General features: G+C 64.5%; 16 protein-coding genes. 12 read left to right on the top strand and 4 right to left on the bottom strand.

Going from position 1 to position 14,653, the window contains the following annotated elements; all coding sequences use genetic code 11:
• Positions 1-32: 32 nt before the first annotated feature.
• Complete coding sequence (locus ACSYDV_RS05810; RefSeq protein ID WP_438322791.1) at positions 33-968, bottom strand: ribose-phosphate pyrophosphokinase; 936 nt, start codon at positions 966-968, stop codon at positions 33-35.
• A gap of 82 nt (positions 969-1,050) precedes the next feature.
• Between ACSYDV_RS05810 and ACSYDV_RS05805 the strand changes: the two genes are divergently transcribed.
• The 5 genes from ACSYDV_RS05805 to rpmG all read left to right on the top strand — a co-directional run bounded on the left by ACSYDV_RS05805 (position 1,051) and on the right by rpmG (position 5,959).
• Positions 1,051-1,575, top strand: coding sequence for a hypothetical protein (locus ACSYDV_RS05805; RefSeq protein ID WP_438322790.1), 525 nt, complete (start codon positions 1,051-1,053; stop codon positions 1,573-1,575).
• Between the two features lie 78 nt (positions 1,576-1,653).
• Positions 1,654-3,315 (top strand): NAD+ synthase, encoded by a 1,662-nt coding sequence (locus ACSYDV_RS05800; protein WP_438322789.1) that lies wholly within the window; start codon positions 1,654-1,656, stop codon positions 3,313-3,315.
• A gap of 73 nt (positions 3,316-3,388) precedes the next feature.
• Complete coding sequence (gene gltX / locus ACSYDV_RS05795; protein ID WP_438322788.1) at positions 3,389-4,699, top strand: glutamate--tRNA ligase; 1,311 nt, start codon at positions 3,389-3,391, stop codon at positions 4,697-4,699.
• A gap of 144 nt (positions 4,700-4,843) precedes the next feature.
• Positions 4,844-5,575 carry an energy transducer TonB gene (locus ACSYDV_RS05790; RefSeq protein WP_438322787.1) on the top strand — a complete coding sequence of 244 codons (732 nt, stop codon included), beginning with the start codon at positions 4,844-4,846 and terminating at the stop codon, positions 5,573-5,575.
• Positions 5,576-5,791: 216 nt separating this feature from the next.
• A complete protein-coding gene (gene rpmG, locus ACSYDV_RS05785; RefSeq protein ID WP_088473680.1) occupies positions 5,792-5,959 on the top strand; it encodes a 50S ribosomal protein L33 in 168 nt (55 codons plus the stop codon).
• 308 nt (positions 5,960-6,267) lie between these two features.
• Here the strand turns inward: rpmG and ACSYDV_RS05780 are convergent, their stop codons facing one another.
• Positions 6,268-6,744 (bottom strand): Lrp/AsnC family transcriptional regulator, encoded by a 477-nt coding sequence (locus ACSYDV_RS05780; protein WP_438322786.1) that lies wholly within the window; start codon positions 6,742-6,744, stop codon positions 6,268-6,270.
• Positions 6,745-6,892: 148 nt separating this feature from the next.
• Here ACSYDV_RS05780 and ACSYDV_RS05775 point away from each other — a divergent pair, with 148 nt between their 5' ends.
• The 3 genes from ACSYDV_RS05775 to ACSYDV_RS05765 all read left to right on the top strand — a co-directional run bounded on the left by ACSYDV_RS05775 (position 6,893) and on the right by ACSYDV_RS05765 (position 8,991).
• Positions 6,893-7,051 carry a hypothetical protein gene (locus ACSYDV_RS05775; RefSeq protein WP_438322785.1) on the top strand — a complete coding sequence of 53 codons (159 nt, stop codon included), beginning with the start codon at positions 6,893-6,895 and terminating at the stop codon, positions 7,049-7,051.
• Between the two features lie 171 nt (positions 7,052-7,222).
• Positions 7,223-8,518, top strand: coding sequence for an SDR family oxidoreductase (locus ACSYDV_RS05770; protein ID WP_438322784.1), 1,296 nt, complete (start codon positions 7,223-7,225; stop codon positions 8,516-8,518).
• On the top strand, positions 8,515-8,991 hold the full coding sequence (locus ACSYDV_RS05765; protein WP_438322783.1) for a DUF2269 family protein: 477 nt from the start codon (positions 8,515-8,517) through the stop codon (positions 8,989-8,991). The genes ACSYDV_RS05770 and ACSYDV_RS05765 overlap by 4 nt, the downstream gene beginning before the upstream one ends.
• Positions 8,992-9,034: 43 nt before the next feature.
• On the opposite strand, the gene ACSYDV_RS05760 is transcribed toward ACSYDV_RS05765, so the two are convergent.
• Entirely contained in the window at positions 9,035-9,397 is a 363-nt protein-coding gene (locus tag ACSYDV_RS05760; protein WP_438322782.1) for a response regulator, read from the bottom strand.
• Between the two features lie 53 nt (positions 9,398-9,450).
• On the opposite strand from ACSYDV_RS05760, the gene ACSYDV_RS05755 reads away from it, so the two are divergent.
• Genes ACSYDV_RS05755 through ACSYDV_RS05740 form a run of 4 tightly spaced genes read left to right on the top strand, consistent with a single transcriptional unit; the run spans position 9,451 to position 12,053 of the window.
• Positions 9,451-9,762 carry a DUF3572 family protein gene (locus ACSYDV_RS05755; RefSeq protein ID WP_438322781.1) on the top strand — a complete coding sequence of 104 codons (312 nt, stop codon included), beginning with the start codon at positions 9,451-9,453 and terminating at the stop codon, positions 9,760-9,762.
• Positions 9,759-10,409 (top strand): HAD family hydrolase, encoded by a 651-nt coding sequence (locus tag ACSYDV_RS05750; RefSeq protein ID WP_438322780.1) that lies wholly within the window; start codon positions 9,759-9,761, stop codon positions 10,407-10,409. The genes ACSYDV_RS05755 and ACSYDV_RS05750 overlap by 4 nt, the downstream gene beginning before the upstream one ends.
• A 4-nt stretch (positions 10,410-10,413) precedes the next feature.
• Positions 10,414-10,878, top strand: a complete 465-nt coding sequence (locus ACSYDV_RS05745; RefSeq protein ID WP_438322779.1) for a RidA family protein — start codon at positions 10,414-10,416, stop codon at positions 10,876-10,878.
• 14 nt (positions 10,879-10,892) lie between these two features.
• Complete coding sequence (locus ACSYDV_RS05740) at positions 10,893-12,053, top strand: GNAT family N-acetyltransferase (protein ID WP_438322778.1); 1,161 nt, start codon at positions 10,893-10,895, stop codon at positions 12,051-12,053.
• A gap of 86 nt (positions 12,054-12,139) precedes the next feature.
• Here the strand turns inward: ACSYDV_RS05740 and ACSYDV_RS05735 are convergent, their stop codons facing one another.
• Positions 12,140-14,485 (bottom strand): TonB-dependent receptor, encoded by a 2,346-nt coding sequence (locus ACSYDV_RS05735; protein WP_438322777.1) that lies wholly within the window; start codon positions 14,483-14,485, stop codon positions 12,140-12,142.
• Positions 14,486-14,653 lie beyond the last annotated feature (168 nt).

Raw genomic sequence — 14,653 nt, 5'->3', positions numbered from 1 at the left:
ATGGCAATGCGGGGATTGCGCCCCGCTGGGCCTTAGTCGAACAGGCTGCTGACCGAGCTTTCGTCGGCGATGCGCTTGATCGCCTCGCCGAGCAGCGGCGCGACGGTCAGTGCGCGGACCTTCTTGCTGTCGTTGACTGCGTCGGTCGGCTGGATCGAGTCGGTGATCACCAGTTCGGTGAGTTCGCTCGCCTCGACGCGCGCGACCGCGCCGCCCGACAGGACGCCGTGGGTGCAATAAGCGACGACGCCCTCGGCGCCTGCGGCCTTCAGCGCGGCGGCGGCGTTGCAGAGGGTGCCTGCCGAGTCGACGATATCGTCGATCAGGATGCAGAAGCGGCCCTTCACGTCGCCGATGATGTTCATCACTTCCGATTCGCCGGCGCGTTCGCGGCGCTTGTCGACGATCGCCAGCGGCGCGTTGTCGAGCCGCTTGGCGAGCGCGCGGGCGCGCACCACGCCGCCGACGTCGGGCGACACGACCATCAGATTCTTGCCGCCGAAGCGCGCCTGAATGTCGGCGCTCATCACCGGCGCGGCATAGAGATTGTCGGTCGGGATATCGAAGAAGCCCTGGATCTGTCCGGCGTGGAGGTCGATCGCGAGGACGCGGTCGGCGCCCGAGGTGGTGATGAGATTGGCAACGAGCTTCGCCGAAATCGGCGTGCGCGGGCCGGGTTTACGGTCCTGACGGGCATAGCCGAAATAGGGGATGACGGCGGTGATGCGCTTCGCCGAGGCGCGGCGTAGCGCGTCGGTGATGATCAGCAGTTCCATCAGATTGTCGTTCGCCGGGAAATTGGTCGGCTGGACGATGAAGACATCCTGACCGCGCACATTCTCGTGAATCTCGACGAAGACTTCCTCATCGGCAAAGCGGCGGACGCTGGAATCGGTCAGCGGGAGTTCCAGATAGTCCGCGATCGCGCGGGCGAGCGGAAGGTTGCTGTTTCCGGAGATGAGTTTCATGGGGTGCAAAGCCCTTTCGCGCGGGGATGGGATTGCGCGCCCCCTTAGCCAGCGCGGACCGATAGGGGAAGGGGTTAAAGCCATGGCGGTCGTGTTCGGGCCTTTGATGGGCTTGGGGATGCATAAGGTCGAGCGAAGGGGTCGGAGATTGAGCAGGGCAGCTTACGACCGATTGCAGCCATTGGAAGATTGCGGCACTATTCGGCGAATGAAACCCTCACCGTCCAAATCCGAACGCATGGAGTTGCGCAAGGCAATCGGGAACAGGGTCATCGCTGCCCCCTATGTTCCGCCTTATCATCGCGGCCCGGAGTATCTCGTAGCTCACGCTTGCTTCGATTGTCGAAAATCGTGGAAGCTGCCCGAGGAAAGCACCGGAACTTGTCCGCAGTGCGGAAAATCTGCGAGCTGGATGGGACGAGCTTTCAAAGCCCCAAAGAAAACGGACGAAGATCAGTGGAGAAAGGTTGAGGCGCTGTGGCGCGCCGGGTTTCGGTTCTTCCCCAATACCGGCTGGCGCGAGGTCGAACCCTATCCACAACAGTTTCGCGACGTAGCAAAGTTCATCGCTGATAATCCAAGCCATCCATTTCGAGTGGAGAGCTGATGTCCACTTCCCACCCCATAACGGCCGATCGCACGGGTCCGCGGTTGAATTCCGGGTGGTTCGTCCTAAACCGCATCCATGACCCAAAAGCTTACCATCGTCCTTGCCCAGATGACGCAGGTCGTCGGCGACCTTGCCGCCAATGCCGATGCGATGCGTGCCACGCGCGCGCGGCACGGTGACGCCGACCTGATCCTCTATCCCGAGTTGCAGCTGATCGGCTATCCGCCCGAAGATCTGGTGCTGAAGCCCGCGCTGGCCGAGCGTGCGGCGGCGATGCTGGCCGGGCTGGCGGCTGAAACCGCCGATGGCGGTCCCGCGATGCTCGTGGGGTCGGTCGAGCGTGACGGCGATGCGCTTTATAATATCGTCGCGCTGCTCGACGGCGGCAAAATCGTGGCGACGCGGCGCAAGCATGAGCTGCCCAATTATGGCACTTTCGACGAAAAGCGCGTCTTCGCGCCCGGGCCGCTGCCCGACATCGTCGAATGGCGCGGGGTGAAGCTAGGCCTGCCGATCTGCGAGGATGGCTGGTTGCCGACGGTGTGCCGCCATCTCGCCGATCAGGGCGCCGAGCTGCTGATCTCGGTCAACGGCAGCCCATATGAGATCGACAAGGACGAGCGGCGACTAAGCCAAGTGTTCGCGAGCCGGGTCGCCGAAACGCGCCTGCCGCTGATCTTTTTGAACCGCATTGGCGGGCAGGACGAGCTGGTGTTCGATGGCTGTTCGTTCGTGCTGGGTGCCGACGGCACGGCCGCGCACCGGCTGGTCGACTGGGAAGCCGAGGAGCGCGTTACCCGCTGGACGAAGGGCAGCGATGATGGCTGGACTTGCGACAGCGGTGCGATCGCCGAGTGGGAGGCGCATCCCGCCGATATTTACAGCGCGATGGTCGTGTCCTTGCGCGACTATGTAGAGCGCAACCATTTTCCCGGCGTCGTACTCGGCCTGTCGGGCGGGATCGATTCGGCGATTTGCGCCGCGATCGCCGCCGATGCGCTGGGCCCCGACAAGGTGTGGTGCGTGATGATGCCGAGCCGCTTCACCAGCCAGGCGAGCCTCGACGATGCGGCGGGCTGCGCACGGATGATCGGGTGCCGGCTCGACACGATCGCGATTTCGCCGGCGGTCGAGGCGTTCGATCACATGCTCGCGGGGAGCTTCGCCGATCGCGACGTCGATATCACCGAGGAGAATGTCCAGTCGCGCATCCGCGGCGTGACGCTGATGGCGCTCAGCAACAAATTCGGCCCGATGCTGCTGACCACGGGCAACAAGAGCGAGATGAGCGTCGGCTATGCGACCATCTATGGCGATATGGCGGGTGGCTATAATCCGTTGAAGGACGCCTATAAGCTGACGGTGTTCGCGGTGTCGAAATGGCGCAACGAGAATGTGCCGCGCCTGTCGCGCAACCCGGTGACCCCGGTGATGCCCGACACCATCATCACCAAGCCGCCGAGCGCCGAGCTGCGCCCCGACCAGAAGGATGAGGACAGCCTGCCGCCCTATGCCGATCTCGACCGCATGCTCCATATGCTGGTCGAGGAGGAAGCGAGCGTCGACGATGTCGTCGCGCGATATGGCTTTGACCGCGAGGCGGTGGTGCGGATCGAGCGGTTGCTGATGCTCGCCGAATATAAGCGGCGTCAGGCGCCGCCGGGGGTAAAGCTGTCGACGCGCAATTTCGGGCGCGACCGGCGCTATCCGATCACCCACGGTTTTCGGACGGGGTAGCGAGGGAGGGAGCGGCGCGCCGGTGCGGGATAAATCTCGCCACGCGGCGGTCAAAGCGTTTATAGGCGCGCGCATGACCGTTATCACCCGTTTCGCTCCGTCGCCGACCGGCACCCTTCACGTCGGCAATGTCCGCACCGCGCTCCACAACTGGATGTGGGCGCGCAAGCATGGCGGGCGCTTTTTGCTGCGCATCGACGACACCGACCTCGAACGGTCGAAAGAGGAATATGTCGATGCGACCCGTGCCGATCTGGCGTGGCTGGGGTTCGATGTGGATGGCGAGGAGCGCCAGTCGGCGCGCTTCGATCTGTATGAGCGCGAGTTTGCGAAGCTGAAGGCGGCCGGGCGCGTCTATGCCTGTTACGAGACGCCCGAGGAGCTGGATATCCGCCGCAAGATCCTGCTCTCACGCGGACTGCCCCCGGTCTATGAGCGCAAGGCGGCCGATGCCCCGGTGCCCGAGGGCGTGGCGCCGCACTGGCGCTTCCGGCTCGACCATGATGCGCCGATCATCTGGGCCGACATGGTGCGCGGCGATCAGCATTTCGAGCCGAAAACCATGTCCGACCCGGTGGTGCGGCGTGCCGACGGCAGCTGGCTCTATCTGCTGCCGAGCGTGATCGACGATATCGATATGGCGATCACCCATGTCGTGCGCGGCGAGGATCATGTGTCGAATACCGCGACGCAGATCCAGATGTTCGAAGCGCTGGGCGCGAAGCCGCCGGCGTTTGCGCACGAGGCGCTGCTCGTCGGGACCGAGGGCAAATTGTCGAAGCGGCTGGGTTCGCTTGGCATGGAGGCACTGCGTGAGGCTGGGATCGAGCCGATCGCGCTTGCGGCCCTGCTCGCGCGATTGGGGACGAGCGATCCGGTCGAGCCGGTGACATCGCTGGAACCGCTGATCGAGAGCATCGACTTCGCGCGCTTCGGCCGGGCGCCGGCGCGCTTCGACGAAGCCGAACTGGCGCTGCTCAATCAGAAGATCCTGCACCACACCGACCATGAGGCGGTCGCGGATCGGCTGCCCGGTGCGATCACGCCTGCGCGCTGGCACGCGATTCGCCCGAATTTGATGACGGTTGCCGAAGCCGCCGAGTGGGCTCCAGTGTTCGACGGCCCCTTTGCGCCGCCGCCCGCCGAGGAAGCGGATCGGGCGGTGATGGCCGCCGCCGCCGCGGCCGCGCCCGCGATCGACTGGGATGCAGACCCCTGGCACGCGCTGACGGCTGCGGTGAAGGAGGCGACGGGGGCGAAGGGCCGCGCGCTGTTCCTGCCGCTGCGCCGCGCGTTGACGGGACGCGATCATGGCCCCGACATGGCCGAGCTGCTGCCGCTGATCGCCAAGGATCAGGCGGTGGCGCGGCTTTCCGCCAGCTAAAAGGCGCGTTTTCGCGCGCGGTGCGCTTGCCGACTTGGTCGCTTGACAATGTTAGTAATGTTATAATATCTCTTTGCATCTGACCTCGTCGACAGCTGCGGTCGGAACGCGGCGCGGCCGGGTCGTTAGGCAAGGAGAGAGGCCATGACCCTGATACCCCTGATTTCGGCGATCGTCGCGACGCCCGAGACGGTGACGGCACCGGTCGGTGCGACGGAGCTTTCCCGGCGCGGTTCCTATGATTCGGGCGGGGGGCATCGCCCGCTGGCGGCGGTGCTGGCGATCGGGCTGCCTGCCGCGCTGGTCGTTGCGGTCGCGCTGTCGCCGATGATCATCGAACAGGCCCCGCACATCGCATCGGAGCCGTGGGAAACGATCACGCTGCCCAAGCCGAAACCACCCGAGCCGCAGCCTGACGCAAAGCCGCAGACGAAGCAGACCGAGACGCGCTTTACGGCCCCGGACACCATTCTGCCGCCGCTGGCCGAGGATCCGCCCGCGGCGCCGCCGTCGCAGCCCTATGTCCCGCCGGCGGGAAGCGGAACGGGTACGACGATCGTCGATCCGCCGCCGCTGCCCAAGCCGCCGCTGGTTCTTGCCGAGCTTGACCCGCGCTATGCGGGGGCGTTCCAGCCCGATTATCCGGCGAGCGAACAGCGGCGCGAGATCGAGGGCATGGCCAAGGTCCGCGTGCTGATCGGCACCGACGGCCGGGTGAAGGCGGTCGAACTGGTGAGCACCGACAGCCAGGGATTTTTCGAGGAAACGAAGCGGCGCGCGCTCGCCAAATGGCGCTTCAAACCCGCGACGCGGGGCGGCGTTGCCGAAGAAAGCTGGAAGACGATGACCGTCCGTTTCCAGATTCGCAACGGCTGAGCGCGAAAATGGCGGGTGGCCGATGCCGCCCGCCGACTGTTCGGCTTCACGCCTTTCGCTTGACAGAAAGGGCGAATCCCGCCAAAGGCGCCGGGATATCGGGGGCGGCGCCACGTGCGCGGCCCTTATATGTTTTCACCATAAGCAGTCGGGGCCCTGGTCCCGCCGCATAAGCCGCCCGGCGGCAGATGCGCCAATATTTCGAGGAACAGGGCCATGGCCAAGCCGACGACCGTCAAGATCAAGCTGGTGAGCACCGCTGACACGGGCTTTTTCTATGTGACGAAAAAGAATCCCCGCACGATGACCGAGAAGATGGCCGTGCGCAAATATGACCCCGTCGTGCGCAAGCATGTCGAGTTCAAGGAATCGAAGATCAAGTGATGCATCGGCCCGTGCGCTGAAAGGCGCGCGGGACGGACATGTATCATCCCGGCGAAAGCCGGGGACCGGGGCGGCCCTTTGCGCCGCCCTTTTTCGTGCGCGCGGGACATGTCGGGCGTACTCCTCCCTGCGCCGAAGGCGTGGGGAGGTGGCAGCGCCCTTCGGCTGCCTTGCAGGCGCTCAGGATAAACTGCGCCAAGGGCGCAGCGCTGACGGAGGGGCTTTGGCGCTTGCCCCTCCACCATCCGCTTCGCGGACGGTCCCCCTCCCCATGGCCTGCGGCCACAGGGAGGATTGGCAATTCCCCCTTACCGATCGCGCAGGGGGCGCCGCGATACATCGTCCTCGACGAGCGTGCGGATCGAGATAAGGGTTTTGAACGAGTGGACGCCCTTGTCCTCGCCTAGCGCGCGGCGTGTGAAGACGTCGTAATCCTCCATTGAGCCGACCTGCACCTTAAGCAGGAAGTCATCGTCGCCGGTCACGTCCCACGCGCCGGTGATTTCGGGATGGCGCATGATCTCGCGCCCGAAATTGTCCATCGTCTGCGGCCCCGCCTGCTGCATTTGAACCAGAACATGCATCGTCAGTGCCGATCCGGTGAGCGCCGGATTGACCACCGCGATGTCGGCGACGATCACCTTCTCGTCGCGCAGGCGGCGCAGACGGCGGAGCACCGCCGACAGTGACAGGCCGATCCTGTCCGCCAGCACCCGCGCGGGCTGAAGATTGTCGCGGCGCACTTCTTCGAGCAGGCGGCGGTCGAAATTGTCGAGATCGATCATTTTTCGCATCATTGCCTTCATAGCGCGAAAATTAGTCGCTTTCATGCTCAATTTCGGCGCCAATAGCCATTTGCTCCGGCGTAGATGGGCGGTGTCCGGGTCGCCCTCCCTCCCCCCTTAAGGCGGCCCGGACGCAAGGAGATTGACGATGAACCAGCACCCCGAAACAAACTGGCTCAGCCGTGTCTGGGCCGCCATGACCGAAGCGTCCGCCGCCGCCGTGGCCGTGCATTATGCCGCGCCGTGGAGCGGGTCGACGGCGTCGCCGTATCCGGCGCGGCGCAAAGGCGGCAACCGCCCAGCCTGAGCCAAGCTGCGGGTCCTGCGAAGCGCAGGATATTGACAGATTGGAGGGCGACCCGTTGTGTCGCCCCCTTTTCGCCTCGCAATTGCGACGAGCGTTTCCAAGGCCGAAGTGCCTGTTTCTAATGACGATCCTGACCGGTGGCGCTACATGTTCCGCCGGAGGGAAGGCGACATGCGCATATTGGTTCTGGGTGCTGGCGGATTCATCGGGCGCCAGATCATGGCCGCGCTGCTGGCGGAACGGCATGATGTCGTCGCGGTTGTCCGCAAAGCCGGCAATCTGGGCGACAGCTTTCCGCAGGCTGTTTTCGTCGAGATGGACCTCGCCCGGCAAGGCGCCGAGGCGATATGGCACGATCATTTCCAAAGCGATGTGTTTCGGGGCATCACGCACATCGTCAATGCGGCTGGAATCTTGCGCGGGCCGCAAATGGCCGCGATCCATGTCGATATGCCCTTGGCGCTATACGCCGCCGCGCGTCGGGCGGGCGTCGAACATATTCTGTTGATTTCGGCGATCAGCGCACGTCCAGAGATTCGAACCGACTATTCGCAATCGAAGCTGGCGGGTGAAGCAGTGCTTCGCGCCTCTGGGGTGCGCTGGACGATCCTGCGACCCTCGCTGGTCTATGGCGACGGAAGCTATGGCGGCACATCGCTGTTGCGCGGCATGGCGGCTTTGCCCGGGCTCATCCCGCTTCCGGGCCAAGGCACATATGATTTTACTCCGATCCACGTAGGCGACCTGGCCCGGGGCGTTGTCAGGATTTGCGGCGATGCGTCCTTTGCCGGGCAGCAACTCGAGCCGGTTGGTCCCGAAACCCTTGACCTTCGCACGCTGCTTCGTCGTTACCGCGCCTGGCTGGGATTCGGCCGCGCCCGTTTTCTGACCATCCCTCTTCCCGTAATGCGGGCGCTTGGCCGAATCGGGGATATAGCCGGCGACGGGCCAATCGCCAGCAACAGTCTGGCGCAACTTATGGCCGGGAATGCGGGCGACAGTGCGGCTTATGCCCGGCAAATCGGTTTCGAACAGCGGAGGCTCGACGACGCGCTCCTGCTCCGCCCGGCAGAGGTTCAGGATCGATGGCATGCGCGCCTGTTCTTTCTGGCCCCGGCGATCCGGGCCATGCTGATCCTGTTGTGGCTGGCCTCCGCATGGCTGGGTTTCGTCCATGGAGGGGAGGCGACGCGCGATCTTGTCGCCAGCCTGGGGCTGACCGCCGCTGCGGCGGATCCGCTTCGTATCGGCGCCTCGCTGGCCGACATCGCGGTTGCGGCTCTTGTCCTGTCCGATCGAAAGGCGCGTTGGAGCACGATTGTCCAGATCGGCCTCATCGCCGGATATACGGTCGTTATCGGCCTTGCCCTGCCCCATCTGTGGTTCGATCCGCTTGGTCCGCTGATTAAAAATCTGCCGATATTGCTGCTGGTCGCCGTGCATGGCGTGGTCGGGGACAAACGATGATCGATCCCTATTTCCTGGTGAAAATCCTGCATATCGTCAGCAGCACCATCTTGTTCGGTTTCGGGGCGGGGACCGCCTGGTATTTGTGGAATGCGCATCTGACGCGCGATCCCGCGACGATCGCGGCGGTCGGCCGGATGGTGGTGCGCGCCGACTGGCTGTTCACCGGCACCAGCGGGATTGTGCAGCCCCTAAGCGGATTGTGGCTTGTTCATCGAGCGGGCTACTCGCTGACCGAGCCCTGGCTCGTCACCACCTATGGCTTATATTTGCTGGCATTTTCATGTTGGGTGCCGGTGGTTGGTTTGCAGATCAGAGCGCAGCGCCTTGCCCAACTGGCGGCGGAACGCCAACAACCGCTCGGCGCAGATTATGATCGGGCGATGCGTTGGTGGTTTCTGTTGGGGTGGCCAGCCTTTCTGGGGCTGATCGCCATATTCTGGTTGATGGTGGCCAAGCCAGCGCTCTGGTGAAGCTAACCGCTCGGCGCGATCAGGCGCAGCCCGGCGCCTTTCGTCAGGCGAAGGCCCCGACGCTTTCGATGAATTTGATCACCGAAATGGGTTTCGATACATAGGCCTCGGCCCCTGCGGCGCGAATCTGTTCCTCGTCGCCTGTTCCGGCATAGGCGGTGACCGCCATGATCGGGACGGCGCGTAAGGTCAGGTCGGCCTTCATCTGGCCGATCAGTTCGAGCCCGCTGACATGCGGCAGCTGAATATCCATGATGATGAGGTCGGGCGACACTTCGCGCGCCTTGGCCAACGCGTCGCGGCCGTCGCGCACGGGATGTGCATGATAGCCATGCGCGTTGAGCAGATCGCAGAAGAGGCGGAGGTTGAGCTCATTATCTTCGACGACCAATATGGTCTTACCCATGATGTTGCGTTTTCCCCGCTTGCGTCCGCGGTCCGTTTAGGCGAATCGGCGCCATGACACAATTGCCTCCCGATGAAGGGACATATGCTTTGCTCGATGACGACGATGCGGCACTGGCGCTGGGTGCGCTCGGATGGATATTGGCCGACGAGCCGCGCGCCGAACGGCTGCTTGCGCTGACCGGGCTCGCGCCCGGTGAATTGCGCGATTCGCTGGGCGAGCGTGCGACGCTGGCGGCGATCCTGTCCTTTCTGACCGCGCATGAAAGCGATCTTGTCGCCTGCGCCGGGGCATTGCAGGTCAAACCCGAACATCTTGCCGCTGCGGCGCATCGCCTTGAGGGGCTGGAAGGAATGGACATATGAACCGCCCGCTGGTGATCACCGACTGCGACGAGGTGCTGATGCACATGGTCGTGCCCTTTGCCGAATGGGTCGACGCCGAACATGGCGTGCTGTTCCGAATCGAGGATGCGAGCTTTGCCGGGGCATTGAAGCGCAAGGAATGCGGCACGCCGCTGGAGGCGGCTGAGGTCTGGCCGTTGCTCGACGGTTTCTTCCGCAAGGAAATGGCGCGGCAATATCCGATCAACGGGGCGCTGGCGGCGATGGCGGCAATCGGCGCCGAGGCCGATATCGTCGTGCTGACTAACGTGGGCCCCGAACATCAGGCGGCGCGCGTCGAACAGCTCGCGCTCCATGATTTTCACGCGCCGGTGATCGGCAGCCGCGGCGGCAAGGGCGAGCCGGTGCGCCGACTGATCGAGGAATATAAACCCTCGGTCGCGGTGTTCATCGACGATCTTCCGGGGCATCATACATCGGTCGCAGAGGTTGCGCCCGACGTGTGGCGGCTCCATCTGGTCGGCGAACCCGTGATTGCCGACAAGATTGCGCCCGCGCGGCATGCCCATGCGCGAATCGACGATTGGACCGAGGCGCGCGAATGGATATTGGCGCGCCTCGCCGAAAACATCCCCGCGCCCTCCCCCGCGCTTGCAGAAAAGGACTGATCCCATGGATATCGCCGCCAAACTCGCCGAACTCGGCCTCGAACTTCCCCAGCCCGCAGCGCCTGTCGCCGCCTATGTTCCCGTCGTCGAAGTGGGCGGGCTGCTCCACATCAGCGGGCAATTGCCCTTTCGCGACGGCGCGGTCGTCACCGGCCGGCTGGGCGCCGATATGGACGAGACGTCGGGCTATGATGCCGCGCGCCTATGTGCATTGATGCTGGTCGCGCAGATCGGGAAGGCCGTAGATGGCGACTGGTCGCGGGTCGAAAAGATCGTCAAGCTGGGCGTCTTCATCAGCAGCAGCCCCGATTTCACCGCGCAGCCGAAGGTCGCGAACGGCGCGTCGGAACTGATGGAGGCGCTGTTCGGCGATGTCGGCCGCCATGCGCGCAGCGCGGTCGGCGTTGCGGTGTTGCCGCTGGGCGCGGCGGTCGAGGTCGATGCGATCGTCGCGGTGCGCCCGGCGTAGGACGCAGGCGCCTGATGGCCGAAGCCGAACCGCCCGCGCGGACCATCTCGCTCGGCACCGGGGTCGCCGCGATCGAGCGGGGCGCGTGGGACGCGCTCCACGATGGCGGCAATCCGTTCGTCAGCCATGATTTTCTGTCGCTGCTCGAAAATTCGGGCAGTGTCGGGCCGGGGACCGGCTGGCAGGCGGCGCCCTTGCTGGTCGAGGATGAGGGCGGCGCGCTGGTCGCCGCCGCCCCCGCGTATCTTAAATCGCACAGCCAGGGCGAATATGTCTTCGATCAGGGCTGGGCCGATGCGTGGGCGCGGGCGGGCGGCGATTATTATCCCAAGCTGCAGATTGCGGCGCCCTTTACCCCCGTGCCGGGGCCGCGCCTGCTCGCGAAGGATGACGAGGAGGCCCGGCTGTTGATCCGCGCCGCCGAGGCGGTGGTGCGGCAGAACGGGCTGTCGTCGGCGCATGCGACCTTTGTCGCGCCCGGGCAGATGGCGTTGTTCGAGGTGGCCGGGTGGCTCGTCCGCCGCGACGTCCAGTTTCATTTCGCCAACAGCGGCTATGGTGATTTCGAGGCGTTTCTGGCGACGCTGACCTCGGCGCGGCGCAAGCAGCTGCGCAAGGAGCGCGCCCGCGCGGTCCAGGGGCTGCGGATCGAGGAGCTGACCGGCGATGCGATCGGCCCCGATCATTGGGACGCGATGTGGCTTTTCTATCAGGACACCGGCGCGCGCAAATGGGGGCAGCCCTATCTGACGCGGGAGGCCTTCGACCTGATTGGCGAGCATATGGCCGACCGGGTGATTTTGCTGATCGCTTATGAGGGGGCCGAAGGGATTGGGCGTCCGGTGGCGGGGGCGATGCACTTCGTCGGCGCCGATACGCTTTATGGGCGTTACTGGGGCTGCCTCACCGACATCCCCTATCTGCATTTCGAGCTATGCTATTACCGTGCGATCGACATTGCGATCGCACGCGGGCTGGCGCGGGTCGAGGCGGGGGCGCAGGGCGGGCACAAGCTTGCGCGCGGATATGGCCCGGTGGCGACCTGGTCGGCGCATTTCATCGCCGATCCGGGCTTTCGCCGCGCGGTTGCCGAGTTTCTGGAACGCGAGCGCGCGGCAGAAACGCAGGAACTGGAATGGCTGGAAGGACATATGCCGTTTCGGCACGTGGATTAGGGGAGGGGCTTGGCTGAGCAAGACCCTCCCGCAATATCCTTCGTCGCCGTCGTCATCTGGCTGGCCGGTTCAGCCCCTGTTCCGGCTCAGAATTTGACCGTGCCGGTGACGAAGACCTGACGCGGGTTGCCGTAGAAGGCGGTCTGCACGCCCTCGAGCCCCAGCGTCGAGCCCCCGGCGGCATTCTGATAATTATAGCCCGACGTGATATATTGCTTGTCGGTCAGATTCTTGCCGTGGATGCCGATCGAATAATCGCCGCTGTCCGCCGTCCAGACGAGGCTGGCGTCCCACAGCATATAGCCCGGCTGATCGAGCGCGGGGATGGGCACCTCGAACTGATGCGTCAGGCTGCGGTACGACAGGGTGGTCGAGGCATCGACATTGCCGCCCATCGCCGGAATGCCTGCAGCGATCGTGCCCGACAGCGTCCATTTCGGCGTGTTCTGGAAGGTGCGGATATCCGCGACGTCGGCGCCGGTGGGGCCGATGAAGCGCTTGTACTTCGCATCGACATAGCCGAGCGCGCCGTTGAAGCGGAAGGTCGAGCCCGCGCCCGCGAAATCGCGCGCGAGGACCGCATTGGCTTCGGCCTCGATCCCCTGAAGCCGCGCCTTTGCCGCGTTGGTGGTGATGCCGCAGAAGCTCTGGACTCCGCCGACAAGGCAGCCGACCGAGCCGGGGATCTGCACATCCTTATAGTCCATGTAGAAGCCCGCGAGGCTGAGCGTCAGCCGGCGGTCGAACAGCGAGCCCTTGTAACCCAGTTCATAGCTGTCGACCTTTTCAGGGTCGAAGGCGAGGAAGTTGTAGATATCATCATAGGAACGGCCGGCCGCCGGGTTGCTGATCGGCGCCGAGGTGCCCGATCCGCGCGGATCGAAGCCGCCGCCCTTGAAGCCCTTGGAATAGGAGGCATAGACCATGTTGTTTTCGTCGGACTTGAAGCTCAGCGAAGCGCGGGGGGTAAATTCCTTGAAGGTGCGGTCGCCGCGGAAGTTGGTCGCCACAGCGATCGCGACGGGGGTCAGCGTGCCGCCGAATTCGGGCGAGAGGCCGGTGATCCGGGTCGCCTTATAGACGAAGGCGCTGCGCTGGTCGTTGGTATAGCGGCCGCCGACCGACAGGCTCAATTGATCGGTGAAATCGAAAGTGACATCGCCGAACACCGACCAGGTTTTGGTCCGCACGTCGCCCGCCGTATAGGCGTTGAGGCCGGGCAGCGGGCCGCCGAGCGCGGGGGGATTGGCGGCGCCGGCAAGGCCGAGCAGCACGTCGAACGAGGTCGATGCCCGGGCGTCGAGATAGTAGAAACCGACCAGTCCGTTCACCCGGTCGCCCTCATAGAGCAGCTGGAATTCCTGGCTGAGCTGCTCGTTGCGATAGACCGCCGGCACATCGACATCGACGGAGGGAAGCGCGTCGAAGTCGATCGGAGTGAAGCTGGTGTCCTTGCGCCACGCGCTGATCGAGCGGAGGGTAATCGTGTCGGTCAGTCCGGCCGAGACATTCATCGCCAGCCCATAGGCCTTGATATCCTGTTTCGGGCTGTTGAGGCCGGCGCGCGTGTCATAGACATTGTCGAGGACCGGGGCGCCCGAGACGAGCCCGGGGATGAGGCGGTGGCCGTTGCGCGGGTCCGACTTGTCGCGGGTATAATCGCCCGAAATGCGGATCAGCACCGGCGCGCCATTGCCGCCGAATTCGACGGTACCGCGCCCCGCCCAGACGTCCTTGTTGTAATTTTCAAGGCCCGCGATGTTCAGATTATCGCCGAAGCCGCCGCGCGACAGGCGTGCCACCGATCCGCCGACGCGCAGGATGTCGCTGATCGGCGCGCTGGCGGTCACGACCAGATCGGCCTGCTTATAGGTGCCCAGAGTCCCGCGAATGCGAAGCTCGGGCGAATCGGGATTGAGCGCGCGGGTCACATATTTGACCGCGCCGCCGATCGTGTTGCGGCCGTAGAGCGTGCCCTGCGGCCCGCGCAGCACCTCGATGCGTTCGACGTCGTAGATGTCGAGCACCGCGGCCTGCGGCCGGTTGAGATAGACGTCGTCGAGATAGATGCCGACCCCGGCCTCGAAACCCGGAACCGGATCCTGCTGGCCGACGCCGCGGATGAAGGCGGTCAGGGTCGAATTGGTACCGCGCGAATTTTCGAGCGTCGTGTTCGGGGTCATATTGGCGACGTCGGTGATGTCGATCGCGCCCGCGGCGGCCAGCGCGTCGCCCGAAATCGCGGTGACCGCGATCGGCACGTCGATCAGCCGTTCGTCGCGGCGGCGCGCGGTGACGATGATGTCGCCGTCGCTGGCGTCGGTGCTTGCCCCTTCATCCTGCGCGAAAGCGGTGGTCGGCGCGAAGGCGAGCAGGGACAGAGCGCTGGTGGCGAGGACGGCACGACGAAGCTGGCGGGCGAAAGGACGCATGAACGAGTCTCCCAATAGACGGGTGACCCTTCGTCACCCTTGTCATTTTTCTGTTCTGACTTTCCGGGCCCGGTGCTTGCCAAGCCGCGCCGCATCCAATAATGAAAGGTGAACCAAGTTTCAACTTGGAAATATTGCGATGCGTTTTTTGCTTGCCAGTGGTGCTGA

It is taken from the genome of Sphingopyxis selenitireducens (assembly GCF_051550705.1).
Classification (GTDB): domain Bacteria; phylum Pseudomonadota; class Alphaproteobacteria; order Sphingomonadales; family Sphingomonadaceae; genus Sphingopyxis.
Note: the sequence above shows the minus strand (reverse complement) of the source record. Positions and strands in the feature narration are given on the sequence as shown.

Excerpts from the sequence above, each read along its gene's own strand:
- ACSYDV_RS05735 (WP_438322777.1), bottom strand. The coding sequence starts at position 14,485 with ATGCGTCCTTTCGCCCGCCAGCTTCGTCGTGCCGTCCTCGCCACCAGC.
- ACSYDV_RS05755 (WP_438322781.1), top strand. The coding sequence starts at position 9,451 with ATGACACAATTGCCTCCCGATGAAGGGACATATGCTTTGCTCGATGAC.
- ACSYDV_RS05760 (WP_438322782.1), bottom strand. The coding sequence starts at position 9,397 with ATGGGTAAGACCATATTGGTCGTCGAAGATAATGAGCTCAACCTCCGC.
- ACSYDV_RS05780 (WP_438322786.1), bottom strand. The coding sequence starts at position 6,744 with ATGATCGATCTCGACAATTTCGACCGCCGCCTGCTCGAAGAAGTGCGC.
- rpmG (WP_088473680.1), top strand. The coding sequence starts at position 5,792 with ATGGCCAAGCCGACGACCGTCAAGATCAAGCTGGTGAGCACCGCTGAC.
- ACSYDV_RS05810 (WP_438322791.1), bottom strand. The coding sequence starts at position 968 with ATGAAACTCATCTCCGGAAACAGCAACCTTCCGCTCGCCCGCGCGATC.
- ACSYDV_RS05790 (WP_438322787.1), top strand. The coding sequence starts at position 4,844 with ATGACCCTGATACCCCTGATTTCGGCGATCGTCGCGACGCCCGAGACG.
- ACSYDV_RS05775 (WP_438322785.1), top strand. The coding sequence starts at position 6,893 with ATGAACCAGCACCCCGAAACAAACTGGCTCAGCCGTGTCTGGGCCGCC.
- gltX (WP_438322788.1), top strand. The coding sequence starts at position 3,389 with ATGACCGTTATCACCCGTTTCGCTCCGTCGCCGACCGGCACCCTTCAC.
- ACSYDV_RS05750 (WP_438322780.1), top strand. The coding sequence starts at position 9,759 with ATGAACCGCCCGCTGGTGATCACCGACTGCGACGAGGTGCTGATGCAC.
- ACSYDV_RS05770 (WP_438322784.1), top strand. The coding sequence starts at position 7,223 with ATGCGCATATTGGTTCTGGGTGCTGGCGGATTCATCGGGCGCCAGATC.
- ACSYDV_RS05740 (WP_438322778.1), top strand. The coding sequence starts at position 10,893 with ATGGCCGAAGCCGAACCGCCCGCGCGGACCATCTCGCTCGGCACCGGG.
- ACSYDV_RS05800 (WP_438322789.1), top strand. The coding sequence starts at position 1,654 with ATGACCCAAAAGCTTACCATCGTCCTTGCCCAGATGACGCAGGTCGTC.
- ACSYDV_RS05765 (WP_438322783.1), top strand. The coding sequence starts at position 8,515 with ATGATCGATCCCTATTTCCTGGTGAAAATCCTGCATATCGTCAGCAGC.
- ACSYDV_RS05745 (WP_438322779.1), top strand. The coding sequence starts at position 10,414 with ATGGATATCGCCGCCAAACTCGCCGAACTCGGCCTCGAACTTCCCCAG.
- ACSYDV_RS05805 (WP_438322790.1), top strand. The coding sequence starts at position 1,051 with ATGGCGGTCGTGTTCGGGCCTTTGATGGGCTTGGGGATGCATAAGGTC.